The organism is Oceanisphaera marina (assembly GCF_014643915.1).
In the GTDB taxonomy this organism is placed as follows: Bacteria; Pseudomonadota; Gammaproteobacteria; order Enterobacterales; family Aeromonadaceae; genus Oceanimonas; species Oceanimonas marina.
The window spans coordinates 140,285-154,045 of record NZ_BMKE01000003.1 but is presented as its reverse complement, the minus strand read 5'-3'; the positions used below and the strand labels follow the sequence as shown (position 1 = coordinate 154,045).

Here is a 13,761-nt window from a genome sequence, read left to right as displayed (position 1 = left end):
TTCACTCTTCACTCTTCACTCTTCACTGATTGTGGTCTTTCGTCTTTTCTGCCAGCAAGACTCGCTGCGACAATCGGCGAAATACGGCATCGGGTACCGCATCCTGAAACAACCACAAGGGTGGCCAGGGATCGTCTTCCAGTATCAACAACAAAAAGCCGGGCCCTGCCCGACTTTTTGTTGATAGTACCCCGCTGCGCCCGTTCAGGCTCAGCACGCCCTGATTATATTCCCCCTGCAACCGATAATCGCGACTGCGATACCACAAAAACAACGACACCCATAACCAGGCCGGCGTAAACCACACCAACCGGTCTGCACTCAGCAGCATACTGGCGGGCAGCCACCACAGGCTGGCCGCCGCCAGTAAGTAACAGCCGTATAATCGGGAGGGCTTAGCGTCGATTGCGAATCTGGTTACGCTCAAGAATATAGTCCACCATGGCCTGAAAATCGGCGTTACCGGAACGCTGATGGCCCATGAACCAGGCGAACAAGTCGGGATCATCACATTCCAGCAGCCGCCGAAACACCACTTTATGCTCGTCGGTCAATCCATCATATTCGTGTTCGACAAAGGGGCCTAAAATAACGTCCAGCTCAAGCATGCCACGACGGCAAGCCCAAACAAGACGTGGTTTATCAGATGAGTTGAGCATGAAGGCATCCAAAAAATAAGACAAAGCTCATAGTATAAGGTCCAATGAGTGCTGACAAATGTGTTGGCCATCTTTACCATGAAGGTCACACTTCATTCATTGACCGCACTCAAGGGGAGCGCCCGTGTTGACTCTTTCTTCTTCTCCCGTACTTTATCCGCTATCCGATAGAGCCGTTATCAGCCTGACGGGTGCCGACAGAGCCAAGTATCTGCAAGGCCAGGTAACTTGTGATCTGGACACCCTCGCCCCGGGCGATGCCAGCCTAGGTGGCCACTGCGATAGCAAAGGCAAATTATGGGCCAGCTTCTGGCTCGCCAATCTGGGCGAACAACTGCTTCTGGTAGTTAACCAGTCACTGGTTGAGCGCCAGCTGCCCGAGCTGAAAAAATTCGCCGTATTCGCCAATACCGATGTCGAAGAAGTCAGTGCAGACTGGCAGGTATTCGGGATTGCCGGTGAAGGTCTGTCGCACTGGCTCAGCCATGAAATTGACGGTGATAACCTGTGGCAAGGCGGCATACTGATCCCCGTTGCCGCCGAGCACGCACTGCTGGTACTGCCCAAAGAAGCCACTCCGCCCGAGTTGCCGCTGGGTGACGAACAGCAATGGCGAGGCCTGATGATCCATGCCGGTCTGCCGGATATGAGCGCCGAGCATCAGGGCGACTACATTCCGCAAATGCTGAATCTGCAGGCGCTGAACGGCATCAGCTTTACCAAGGGCTGCTACATGGGTCAGGAAACCGTGGCCCGCGCCAAGTACCGTGGCGCCAATAAAAAAGCCATGTTTGTGCTGGCCGGCAGCTGTAACGATGACATTGCCATCAACCAGGACATTGAAATGCAACTGGGCGAGAACTGGCGCCGGGCCGGTACCGTGCTCAGTGCCTGGCAGCAAGGCGAAGAATGCATGCTCACCTCTGTGCTCAACAAAGACATGGATCCCGACACCCTGTTCAGAATAAAAGGTCAGGACGACAGTCGCCTTGCCCTGCAGCCTTTGCCCTACGAGCTGATAGACTGAGCCGCTTCAATCGCTGCTTCTTTTAGCCAGGCAGCGGCCTTGCCCAAAGGCCGCTGCTTGTGCCAGATCAGCTCCAGTGCCACCGGCCAGTCCTGATCGTCAAATTCCAGAGTCGGCGAGACCAGATACCCATTATCCAGGGCGCTGGCCACCACGTGTGCGGGCACAAACGCCCAGCCCAGGTTGCGCTGTACCAACTCGACGATCACCCACTGACTTTCTACCCACCAGACATCGGCCGCAACGCGTAACCGCACTTTCTCTTCGCTGTCATTACGCGTAGCCACCATCAGCTGGCGATACCGTTTAAGCTCTTCCCACCCTACTCGCTGACCCGCCAGTGCATGATCCGGTGCACAGACGACTTTCAATGGTACCCGGCCAAGCGCATGAAAGTTGAGTGCCGAGGGTAAAATTTCCTGACGCCACATAATGCCCAAATCGGCTCTCTCTTCCAGCACCAGGCGGCTGACATCTTCCATCAGTGGAAACAGAAGCTCCAGCTCGACACTGGGAAAACAGCGGGAAAATTCGTCCATAAGCGCACCCAGCCGCTCCGAGGGATACAGCTCGTCAACCGCCAGTACCAGCCGGCTTTCCACCCCTTCACCCAGGCTTTTGGCCACGCCACGAAAATGCTCGCAACGCTCCAATATTATCCTGGCTTCCGCCAGTAGCCGCTCACCCGCCGGGGTCAGACGTGGATAGCGGCCGCTGCGCAGAAACAGGCTGTTGCCAAGATCGATTTCCAGATTGGATATCGCAGTACTGATCACCGACTGAGCCTTGCCCAGTCGACGGGCAGCAGCAGAGAAAGACCCCGCATCCACTGTGGTCACAAATGCTTGTAATTGTTCCAGAGAGAAACTCATCTATCTTAAAATCCGATACATACCAACTTTGATATAGGATATTAGCAGATAGTATTAGCCATCAGACGATGGAATCAGCAAGGAATTTTAATGCGCACCACCAAAGATCGTATTCGCCATACCCTGGGCTTTGAAATCATAGGCCTGATTATTTTCGCCCCTGTTGCCGCCTTGGCGTTCGGCTATAACATGTTCGAGATGGGCATCATGGCGGTGGTGGGCTCCGTTATCGCCACCGTATGGAACTATTTCTACAACATACTGTTCGATCACGCCATGTTGCGGCTGCGCGGCGATGTGCGTAAAACGACTCAGATAAGGATTTACCATGCTTTCTTGTTCGAGGGCGGCTTGCTGACACTGTTTTTACCGATAATAGCCTGGCATTTAAGCATCACTCTGTGGCAAGCCTTTACCATGGGCGTGGCTATGTCCGCTTTTTATCTGGTGTATGCCTTTGTCTATAACCTGCTCTACGACAAGGTGTTTCCTGTGCCCTCAACCCTCACCGCTGGCACAAACTAACGCGGGTTTATTGCTATCACCCAAATATGAAAACAAGTTGTTCAATCAGCTGACGGTCCGGAAGTCTCCTTGGCCGCCGCAGCCAGGCGCGCATTCACATCGTCGGCATCAATCCGCTCGCTGGGCCACCAGTCTGGATGATGGGTGCGCACATGATCCAGCATGACCTCTCGCAGACGCATCGCCATCGCCCAGGCGGTCGAGGGATCAGGAGACATCGCATAAAATGCTATTTCCTGCCCTCCGCGCGTATGCCGTGTGACATTCGCGGCCAGCGTATGATGATCGATCACGCCCTCGTCCTGCTTGGCCAGCTCGATAAACACTTCCCGCAGCAGGGTGATATCAGCCCGGTGATCCAGAAACAGGGTGATGGTTTTCATGATCCGCGCATCCTTAACCGACCAGTTCTCGAAGGGCTGCGAGATGAAATATTTAACCGGCACTATGATGCGGCGCTCGTCCCAGGTACGCAGTCGAATAAAGGTATAAAATATGCTTTCAACGTAGGCCCAGTTGCCTTCAAACAACACGCTATCACCAATGCGCACCGGTTTGGCCAGGGCAATTTGCAGCGATGCCATTATATTACCCAGCACCGCCTGTCCTGCTATTCCCAGTAGTACCGTTACCACCCCGGCCGATGCCAGCAGGGTAATTCCCAGCGACTCGAACAGGTTCAGCCGGATCAGCACCACAATCACCGATGCCGCTACCATCACCAACACCACCACCCTGCGCAAAGCATAGATAGAGGTATAAAGTTCGCGTTTCTTGATGCTGCGGGTATCGTCGATTTCACCAATCATGCGCAGCGTGACACGGTTAAGAACGGCATCAATGATTTTGAGCACCGTCATGCCCAGCCCCGACACTATGATAATAACCAGCAAGGGGCGGACGATATTGGTGGCCGGGCCAGAGAAGGACACCCCCAGCTTGATAAAGAGCTGAGCTGCAATCGCCATCGCAACCAATGCCAGGGGGATCCGCGTTTTTTCCGCAGCCTGACGTAATACCGGACTCTTGGCCTTGTGACCCAACCAGCGGATCATACGGTTAATCAGAAAGCCCAATCCCAACAGCACACACAACAACATCGGCAGCGCAAACCACTCCCAGAGTCGCAAGCCACCCAGGCGCTGTTTCAACGGCGTGGGAATATAGACTTCAAACCGATGGGGCCCGAAAGCACGATACAGAATGGGAATATTCTCCACCGTCTGCGGCGTGAACAGCCAGACCGGCTCGGCTTCCTCCGATTTATAGCGGCCCAGGCGAATTTCGTAGGCCTGCCCCTTCACTTTAACCATTTTCAATCCAATATCACGCCGCGCCTGGCCCGCGAGCGGATGATTGGCCGAGCCCTGATCGCGCATGGCATCGGGGCGCGCCGAGAGCCCGGCCCAGTCAATCCACAGCTGCCGATCTATCACCAGGCCCAACTGGCGGGCAAGATCGGAGCCGCGAGCGACCCTCTCGCTCGGCGGTAAATCCGCCAGGTTCAAGAAATCAGCCGCCCTTTCGTATTCTCCCGCTTCGGTCAGCGCCACAAAATTGCGCACTGTCTCACGTGGGGTGCGCCGGTTGGTACCTTCGGCTCCCTTGCTGGAGCCGGTCACATCAAGCTCACTCTCATACCAGGATGAAGAATCCTGCTCAGCCGCGGCAACGGCCATTAACGGCATCAGGCATAGCAGCCCCACCAGCAAAATGCCCAACAGGGGCCCCAACCAGGCATACATGCGACGACCAGACATACCCGTCATGGCCACCATGCCGGCGGCAACGCGCTTCTGCCCAGCTCTTTGCCTGGTGATTGCAGAATTGAACTTTTCTATCCGTTGTGTCTTGCTAATCATCTTCTCCAGCAATGGCTATTGTGGGTCTTGGTTATCGGCTCCGGGTGCGTAACCCGCTGCTCAGTCCCCGCCAGGGGCATACGAGTACAGAGCATAGCCAAGACGGGTAAAGATGTCTTCTGCCGGGCAACATAGCCGCACGGGGCATCGCCCTGTTACGAAGAGGAAAGCAAGCACGGCGGTCAACCAGCATCTGACAGATACAAAAACGGCCCTTGAAGGGCCGTTTTACATCTCAAAAACTCACTGTTTATATCAGGCGTTTTGCTTGTCCGCTACCGGCTCGGCTTTCAACTCAGCTTCTTCTACTGGTTGAGGATTACCTTCCATTTGCGCCACTATGGTATTCACCGCCGTGTCACCGACCACGTTGGACGCGGTACAGAACATATCGTTGATGCGGTCTACCGCCATGATGATGGCCATGGCTTCAATGGGCAGGCCCATCTGGTGCAGCAACACACCGGCCATGACCACGGCACCGCCGGGTACACCACCCACGCCTACAGACATCAGCAGTACGGTCACGCCTACAGTCAGCAGATCCCCCATAGGGATGGGCGTGCCGGAAATATTGGCGGCAAACATGGCAGCCAGCGTGATGTAAATAGCCGAACCAGACATGTTGATGGTGGCACCCAGCGGCACACCAAAACCGGCGATGGCACGAGACACGCCCAGTTTTTCGGTCAGGGTGCGCATGGTCACCGGAATGGTGGCGTTAGAGCTGGCAGTGGAAAGAGAAAACAACAGCTGCTCGCGAGTTGCCTGACGGAACATCTTGGGTTTGATGCCTGTGGTCAGCCAGACCGCCAGCGGGTAAACCACCAGAATCCAGAAGGTCAGCACCAGTACCACCAGGCCTACGTAACCGGCGACCGACATCAGCGTGTTGGCTTCCAGAGTCGCACCCAGGCTTATCATCAGCGCGAAGACACCGTAAGGCGCCAGCGTCATCACCAGGCCAACCAGCTTCATCATCACCTGATTGGCAACGCGGAAGGTACGCATGGCAGGCGCGGCGGCGCTGCCCATGGCCTGAATGGCCAGACCGGTAATAATGGCCATAAAGATAATCTGCAGCATATCGCCAGAGGCAAACGCCTGCACCGGGTTGCTGGGCACAATACCAATCAGCATGGCGCCAATATCCGGCGTTTCCGTGGTGGCCAGTTTAACGGTAGTAGAAGCGCCATGGGGCAGAGTCGCGCCCATGCCGGGCTGAAAGATCACCCCAACCAGAATGGCGGCGGCAATAGACAGCATGGTATTGACGATATAAAGACCAAAGGTCTTGCTGCCCAGACGACCGAAGCTGGCAATATCGCGCAGCTCGCAAATACCGGTCACAATGGAGATATACACTAGGGGAACCACCATCAGCTTGATGAGCGACACAAACATGCCCCCCAGCCCTTCCGCCAACCCTACTATGTTGTCGTTCAAAAATGCAACATCAGCAAAAAGATACTGAATCATGCTGCCGATCACCAGGCCGACAAACAAGCCGACGAAGATACGGGTGGAGAGTGATCCTTGCATGGTGTAATCCTCAATGTGAGCAAAATAATTAGGCTGCCATCTATTACTTAGGCAGCAAAGTAAACTGGGTATTTTACTAGAGGCGGGATTTTACATTTAAAAAACAGTTCGGCAACCCCACAACCACTACAAACGATTACTCCGTGAACAAAATCACAAATATTTGTCTCACTTCACGTGATAAATGCTCCAAAAGAATCCATAACGAGATCATCTGTTTACATATTGGGGTGATAGCCAGTCGGATTACCTGTAACTATCACCCTGAAATTCGTCGATATAAACAACGACTTTGCAGCACAGATTGAGTTCATTGCTATGCTGACAGAAAGAATGGTTTCCGCTTGGGCATGAACAGCATCGCCGCCCACGACTCCCCATCGCATCCCGTGCCGGCGCAGCGTGTCGAAGTTCGGGCTCGACTCTCCGTCAACAGCGAGGCGTGATATGCAAAAACACCTTCCCAGCTTCTCTACCAAAGAGTACCGCCAGCGCCTGACCAAGGTGAGATCCGCCATGGCGCGAAAAAACATTCAAACGCTTATCCTGCACGACCCTTCCAACATGGCCTGGCTGACCGGCTACGATGGCTGGTCGTTTTATACCCCTCAGGTAGTGGTGGTCGGCCCAACGGGCGAACCGCTCTGGTTTGGTCGACACATGGATTCTTACGGTGCCAAACGCACCGTATATTTGCAGGAAGAGAACATTACCTGGTACCCCGACTACTACGTGATGAACCCGCTGCTGCATGCCATGGAATACCTGGCCAATCAGGAGCTGAAACCCCGCGACTGGGCCTATGGCAATATCGGCGTTGAGATGGATAACTACTATTTCAGCCCCAAGGCGTATTTTTCACTGCGAGACAACCTGCCCGATGCCGAGCTGGTGGATGCTACCAGCCTGGTTAACTGGTGCCGGGCCATCAAGTCTGAAACCGAGCTGCGTTATATGCGGGTTGCGGCACGTATCGTCGAAAACATGCACCAGGCCGCGTTCGATATGATAGAGCCGGGCTTACCCAAAAACCTGCTGGTGGCCGAGGTGTATCGCGTGGCCATGACAGGGCATAACGGCCAATATGGAGATTATCCGGCCATAGTGCCCATGCTTCCCTCGGGCAAAGACGCCTCGGCGCCCCATCTCACCTGGGACGACCGACCGATTAACCAGAACGAGGGGACTTTTCTGGAATTGGCGGGTTGTCATCGCCGTTATCATTGCGTGCTGTCGCGCACTATTTATCTTGGGCAACCCACAGACGATTTTTTACGTGCCGACGAGGCACTCAATGCCGGGCTGGAAGCCGGACTGGAAGCCGCCAAACCCGGCAATCGTTGTGCCGATATTGCCAATGCCCTCAACGCCACCCTGGCCAAATACGGCTTTAACCGGGAAGGCGCGCGCTGCGGTTACCCCATCGGCCTGAGCTATCCACCAGACTGGGGCGAGCGCACCATGAGTCTGCGTAATACCGATCAAACCATACTGAAGCCCGGCATGACCTTTCACTTTATGCCCGGCCTGTGGCTGGATGACTGGGGTATGGAAACCACAGAGAGTATCGTGATTACCAAAACCGGAGTGGAAACCCTCAGCAACTATCCACGACACTTGTTTGTAAAAAAATAGCCTGGCAAAAGGAAGCCCATCTATGCGCCTGGACAGATACGACATTCAGATTTTACAGATTTTGCAGACTCAGGGTCGCATCACCAAAACAGGACTGGCCGAGGCCATCAACCTGTCGGTCAGTCCCTGCTGGGAGCGGGTAAAGCGCCTGGAACAAGCCGGTATCATTGAAGGCTATGGCGCGCGCATCAACAGCCAGGTGCTCGGTAAACAAACCTCGGTATTGGTTGAAGTCAGCCTGAACAGCCATAGCGCCAGCAGCATGCAGCGCTTTGAGCACGCCATGGCCGAGTGCGATCAGGTCGCGGACTGCTACGCTACCGGCGGCGGCGTGGATTATGTTCTTCGGGTGCTATGCGAGGGTATCGATCAATATCAGCGCCTGGTCGACAGCTGGCTGGCATCGGAGCTGGGCATAGACAAATACTTTACCTACATAGTCACCAAGACCATCAAACAGACCACCACGCCCAGAATATCCGAGACACCTTAAAACCGCACCGAGCGCCCGGCGCCAAGCCAAACCCACCGCCCTGTAGTCCGGCGCTTTAGCTGCCGGTCCTGCGTTAGCAGGAGGGTTTGAATAACATCCCGCAGCCTCGATACACCTATTTACAGCCAACAGAAAAAACCTTCTGTTAACCGCACACAAACAGAAAAAACCGTCACCTTTGCGCGTGCTTACAAAAAGTAACCTGGCCCCAACTCACTAGACTCAAGGTATAGCAGCTATCAAGCAGATGCTTGCTGCTCTCTCGCCCCATAAAAGGATAAAGAGGTGCGCTTATGAGTCTTCAACTTCAGTCAGTGGTCAACAGCAAAGTGACCGACGCCATCATGCCGTATCTCAGCGATGCCCGCCTGGTGCGCGAACTGGCGTACATCAATGGTAAGTGGGTGCATGGCTCGCAAGACATTACCGTCTTTAATCCGGCCACCGATGATGTGATTGGCCATTGCACCCAGCTTGATCCAGCACAGATCGAGCAGGCCATCGCCGCCGCCGATGCCGCCTTTGGCCCCTGGCGCAAGCTAATGGCCGACGAGCGCGCCGCCATCCTGATGCGCTGGCACGACCTGATACTGGAAAACAAGGAAGACCTGGCCACTCTGATGGTACTGGAACAAGGCAAGTCGCTGAATGATGCCCGTGGCGAAATAGACTATGGCGCCTCGTTTGTGCGCTGGTTTGCAGAAGAAGCGCGCCGCGCCTATGGCGATACAATTCCCAGCCACATTCCCAACGCCCAGTTGGCCACCCTTCGCGAGCCAATAGGCGTGGCGGCACTGATCACGCCCTGGAACTTTCCGCATGCCATGATCACCCGCAAAGCCGCGGCGGCGCTGGCAATAGGCTGCACCGTGCTGATCAAACCCGCCAGCGAAACGCCCTTCTCCGCACTGGCACTGGCGGAGCTGGCCGAGCGGGCCGGTTTTCCGGCCGGTGTCTATAACGTGGTGACCGGCAAGGGCAGCGAAATTGGTAGCGTACTGTGTAAATCCGACAAGGTCCGCGCCCTGTCGTTTACCGGCTCTACCCGGGTTGGCAAAGTGTTGCTGGAGCAAGCGGCCAGCACGGTCAAGAAATGCTCGATGGAACTGGGCGGCAATGCGCCTTTTATTGTGTTGCCCGACATGGACATTACCGCCGCGGCCAAGGCGGCGGTGGCTGCCAAGTTTCAGACGGCGGGGCAAGACTGCCTGGCCGCCAACCGCATCTTCGTGCCCTATACCCAGTACGAAGCCTTTTTGCAGGCCTTTGCCGAGGAAATGGCACAGATCAAGGTGGGCAACGGCTTCGATAAAGACGTGACCATGGGCCCGCTGATCTTCCGCCAGGCCGTGGACAAGGCACAAGAACTGGTGGATGACGCACTCGCCAAAGGCGCGCGACTGATTGCCGGTAGCCAGCAGCAAGCCCCGGGCACCAATTTCTTCATGCCCACCCTGCTGGCGGATATTACGCCGCAGATGAAGGTGTTTCGCGAAGAGAACTTTTGCCCCGTGGCCGGTGTGCTGCCCTACAACGATTTGCCCAGCCTGATTGCTCAGGCCAACGACACCGAATATGGTCTGGCCGCCTATATTTATGGCCACGATATTCGCGCCATCTGGCAACTGTTGCACGGGCTGGAGTTCGGCATGGTGTCGGTGAACTCGGTGAAAATGACCGGCCACGGCATTCCCTTTGGCGGGGTCAAGCAATCCGGCCTCGGCCGCGAAGGCAGCCGCCACGGTTTCGACGAATACAGCCAGCTTAAATACTACTGCCTGGGTGGCTTAATGCGTGAAGGGTGAAGAGGAACTTGGTTTTGCCACAGCTCTTTACAGCAAGGAATACGGAACGCATGGGCGAATAACCATAGCAAAGACGAAAAAGGATCATGATTTGTAAGGTCTAACTCACAAGAATTTTTCGACCTTATCTCATCTTCATTTTTCCGTGGGTTCTGTGGATTCCGTTGCAAAGGAGCTCTTGGTCTTTAAGAACAAATTATTGTCATTTAGCATCATGAAACTTAAGGAGAGCATCATGACTCTGGATACTAAAAAGTTATTGGAAATAGACCGTAACAGCGTTTTTCATGCCTCGACCCACCTCAAGCAATATGCCCACGGGGAAATACCCGGCCGCATTATTACCGGCGCCCAGGGCATCCGCATTATCGACTCCACCGGTATCGAGCTGATTGATGCCTTTGCCGGCCTTTATTGCGTTAACATCGGCTACGGCCGCGTCGAGATGGCCGAGGCCATTTACGAGCAGGCGAAAAAGCTGGCCTACTATCACACCTACGTTGGCCACACTAACGAGGCGCTGATCGAGCTGTCGGATCGCATCATCAAAATGGCCCCCGCCGGCATGAGCAAGGTGTATTACGGCATGTCGGGCAGTGATGCCAACGAAACCCAGCTGAAACTGGTCTGGTACTACAACAACGTACTCGGCCGCCCACAGAAGAAGAAGATCATCTCCCGGGATCGCGGCTATCACGGTTCCAGCATCGCCTCCGGCTCTATGACCGGGCTGCCGCTGTTTCATGCCCATTTCGATCTGCCGCTGGAACGCATCAAGCACACGATAGCCCCCGTGTATTACCGCCGCCCCGACAACAACATGAGCGAGGCGGAATTCTCGCGCTACTGCGCCGCCGAGCTGGAAAAGATGATCCTGGCGGAAGGGCCGGACACGGTGGCCGCCATGATCGGTGAGCCGGTACTGGGCACCGGTGGCATAGTGCCGCCGCCCGAAGGCTACTGGAGCGAAATCAAGCAGGTGCTCGACAAGTACGACATTCTGTTGATTGCCGATGAGGTGGTGTGTGGCTTCGGCCGACTGGGGTCAGACTTCGGCTCGACTCACTACGACATGAAGCCGGATCTGATGACCATCGCCAAGGGGTTAACCTCGGCCTATCAGCCTTTATCAGGCGTGATCGTCGGCGATAAGGTGTGGCAGGTGCTGGAGCAGGGCACGGATGACTGGGGCGCCATCGGCCACGGTTATACCTATTCCGGCCACCCCATGGGTGCGGCGGCGGCCTTGTGTAATCTGGATATTATTGCCCGCGAGAATCTCACCGAGAACGCCCGCGATACCGGTGCCTATTTGCAGCAACGCATGAACGAGACCTTTGCCGAACATCCGCTGGTGGGCGAAAGCCGCGGCGTGGGTCTGCTGCATGCGCTGGAGTTTTCCAGCAACAAGGCCGAACGCACGCACTTTGATCCCGCGCTCAAGGTGGGCCCGCAAATAGCTGCCGCCTGTCTGGAGCAGGGCCTGATCGCCCGCGCCATGCCCCACGGCGATATTCTCGGCTTCGCCCCGCCGCTGGTGGTGAACAAAGACGAGATCGACGACATAGTGGAGCGCACCAAAAAGGCGGTCAACCAGGTCACCGACAAGCTGATCAGCAGTAAGGACTGGAAAGGATAAGCAAAAGAGCAACTCGTTTTTTGTAGCCGCCGCTTTAGCTGGCGGCTACATTTGTTAACGCCGAGTGCCGAGCCAAAATCGAGATCCTGACGAACGTCTGGATGACGGAAAAACAGAACACCAGCCAGACACAACAAAGCCGACCCCAGGGTCGGCTTTGTTTATTACGCAGCTCTCCCCGTTTGGGGAGGCGCTTACTTCGCGCTTGGGCGCAACGTCGGGAACAGGATCACATCACGGATGGTGTGCGAGTCGGTCAGCAGCATCACCAAGCGATCGATGCCGATGCCCTGGCCTGCGGTGGGTGGCAGGCCGTGCTCCAGCGCCGTGACATAGTCTTCGTCGTAGAACATGGCTTCGTCGTCACCGGCATCTTTCTGATTGACCTGATCCTGGAAACGCTGCGCCTGATCTTCGGCATCATTCAACTCGGCAAAGCCGTTGGCAATCTCACGGCCACCAATGAAGAACTCGAAGCGCTCGGTAATGCTGGGATCCTTATCATTACGGCGGGCCAGCGGTGACACTTCCGCTGGATACTCGGTAATGAAGGTCGGCTGGATCAAGCGATGCTCAACGGTTTCTTCGAAGATCTCGGTGATCACGCGGCCCAGGCCCCAGCTGCTCTCGACCTTGATTTTCAGGTCTTTCGCCACTTCACAGGCACCTTCAAAGGTGGCCAGCTGGTCCAGCGTTACTTCCGGATTGTATTCCAGAATCGAGTTTTTCATGCTCATACGCGCAAACGGCTGACCGAATTCGAAGGTCTCTTCACCGTATTGTACGGTCGAGCTGCCCAATACATCCGTGGTCACGGTGCGCAGCATCTCTTCGGTGAAGTCCATCAGATCCTGATAGTTGGCATAGGCCCAGTAGAATTCCATCATGGTGAATTCAGGGTTATGACGCGGCGACAGGCCTTCGTTACGGAAGTTACGGTTGATTTCGAATACTTTCTCGAAACCGCCCACTACCAAGCGCTTCAGGTACAGCTCGGGCGCAATACGCAGATACATGTCCATATCCAGCGCATTGTGATGGGTGATAAACGGACGAGCAGACGCGCCACCCGGAATCACCTGCATCATGGGCGTTTCCACTTCCATAAAGCCGTGGCCGTTCATGAACTGGCGAATGGCGGCCATCACCTGAGAGCGCACCTGAAACGTACGGCGCGAGTCTTCATTGGTGATCAGATCCAGATAACGCTGGCGATAGCGGGTTTCCTGATCCGACAAACCGTGGAATTTTTCCGGCAGCGGACGCAGTGCCTTGGTCAGCAGCTGGAACTGGTCCATGCTCACATACAGGTCACCCTTGCCTGACTTGTGCAGCACACCGGTGACACCGACGATGTCGCCGATATCCAGGCCAACATACTGCTCTTTAATGATTTTTTGTGCGTCTTTGGTGGCATAGGCCTGAATACGGCCGCTCATGTCCTGCAGCGCCAAAAACGGACCGCGCTTGGCCATGATACGGCCGGCAACCGAGACTACCTTGCCCAGCTCAACCAGGGCTTCTTTGTCCTGCTCGCCAAATTCGGCTTGCAGGTCGGCGGCCAGGTGCTCGCGCTGAAAATCGTTGGGGTGGCCATTGGCCGGACACGCTTTACGAATATGATCAAGCTTGGCTCGGCGCTCGGCGATCAGCTTGTTTTCGTCTGGTAACTGCTCTGTCATGATTTGCCTTGTATAAAACT

12 protein-coding genes are annotated in these 13,761 nt (G+C 55.4%); 6 read left to right on the top strand and 6 right to left on the bottom strand.

The window, feature by feature from the left end; all coding sequences use genetic code 11:
• Positions 1–22: 22 nt before the first annotated feature.
• On the bottom strand, positions 23–427 hold the full coding sequence (locus IEW52_RS03075; RefSeq protein ID WP_188628602.1) for a protein YgfX: 405 nt from the start codon (positions 425–427) through the stop codon (positions 23–25).
• Positions 396–659: an FAD assembly factor SdhE gene (locus tag IEW52_RS03070; RefSeq protein WP_188628601.1), complete on the bottom strand. Its 264-nt coding sequence runs from the start codon at positions 657–659 to the stop codon at positions 396–398. Before IEW52_RS03070 ends, IEW52_RS03075 begins: the two co-directional genes overlap by 32 nt.
• 124 nt (positions 660–783) lie before the next feature.
• On the opposite strand from IEW52_RS03070, the gene ygfZ reads away from it, so the two are divergent.
• The gene (gene ygfZ, locus IEW52_RS03065) at positions 784–1,686 is read left to right on the top strand and encodes a CAF17-like 4Fe-4S cluster assembly/insertion protein YgfZ (RefSeq protein ID WP_188628600.1); all 903 of its coding nucleotides are present in this window, start codon (positions 784–786) and stop codon (positions 1,684–1,686) included.
• On the opposite strand, the gene IEW52_RS03060 is transcribed toward ygfZ, so the two are convergent.
• On the bottom strand, positions 1,668–2,558 hold the full coding sequence (locus IEW52_RS03060; protein ID WP_188628599.1) for a LysR family transcriptional regulator: 891 nt from the start codon (positions 2,556–2,558) through the stop codon (positions 1,668–1,670). The genes ygfZ and IEW52_RS03060 overlap by 19 nt on opposite strands.
• Positions 2,559–2,648: 90 nt before the next feature.
• Between IEW52_RS03060 and IEW52_RS03055 the strand changes: the two genes are divergently transcribed.
• Positions 2,649–3,083 carry a PACE efflux transporter gene (locus IEW52_RS03055; protein WP_188628598.1) on the top strand — a complete coding sequence of 145 codons (435 nt, stop codon included), beginning with the start codon at positions 2,649–2,651 and terminating at the stop codon, positions 3,081–3,083.
• 41 nt (positions 3,084–3,124) lie between these two features.
• Here the strand turns inward: IEW52_RS03055 and IEW52_RS03050 are convergent, their stop codons facing one another.
• Together IEW52_RS03050 and IEW52_RS03045 are read right to left on the bottom strand one after the other, a co-directional pair.
• A complete protein-coding gene (locus IEW52_RS03050; protein ID WP_188628597.1) occupies positions 3,125–4,945 on the bottom strand; it encodes a mechanosensitive ion channel family protein in 1,821 nt (606 codons plus the stop codon).
• A 255-nt stretch (positions 4,946–5,200) separates the two neighbouring features.
• Positions 5,201–6,487, bottom strand: coding sequence for a dicarboxylate/amino acid:cation symporter (locus tag IEW52_RS03045; protein ID WP_188628596.1), 1,287 nt, complete (start codon positions 6,485–6,487; stop codon positions 5,201–5,203).
• A gap of 447 nt (positions 6,488–6,934) precedes the next feature.
• Here IEW52_RS03045 and IEW52_RS03040 point away from each other — a divergent pair, with 447 nt between their 5' ends.
• From IEW52_RS03040 to IEW52_RS03025, 4 genes are all read left to right on the top strand, one after another.
• Positions 6,935–8,122 carry a M24 family metallopeptidase gene (locus IEW52_RS03040; RefSeq protein WP_188628595.1) on the top strand — a complete coding sequence of 396 codons (1,188 nt, stop codon included), beginning with the start codon at positions 6,935–6,937 and terminating at the stop codon, positions 8,120–8,122.
• Between the two features lie 22 nt (positions 8,123–8,144).
• Positions 8,145–8,615, top strand: a complete 471-nt coding sequence (locus IEW52_RS03035; RefSeq protein ID WP_188628594.1) for an Lrp/AsnC family transcriptional regulator — start codon at positions 8,145–8,147, stop codon at positions 8,613–8,615.
• 293 nt (positions 8,616–8,908) lie between these two features.
• A complete protein-coding gene (locus IEW52_RS03030) occupies positions 8,909–10,420 on the top strand; it encodes an NAD-dependent succinate-semialdehyde dehydrogenase (RefSeq protein ID WP_188628593.1) in 1,512 nt (503 codons plus the stop codon).
• A 235-nt stretch (positions 10,421–10,655) separates the two neighbouring features.
• Positions 10,656–12,059 (top strand): aspartate aminotransferase family protein, encoded by a 1,404-nt coding sequence (locus IEW52_RS03025; protein WP_188628592.1) that lies wholly within the window; start codon positions 10,656–10,658, stop codon positions 12,057–12,059.
• 194 nt (positions 12,060–12,253) lie between these two features.
• Here IEW52_RS03025 and lysS read toward each other — a convergent pair whose 3' ends face one another.
• Positions 12,254–13,741, bottom strand: a complete 1,488-nt coding sequence (lysS, locus tag IEW52_RS03020; protein WP_188628591.1) for a lysine--tRNA ligase — start codon at positions 13,739–13,741, stop codon at positions 12,254–12,256.
• Between the last annotated feature and the right edge of the window lie 20 nt (positions 13,742–13,761).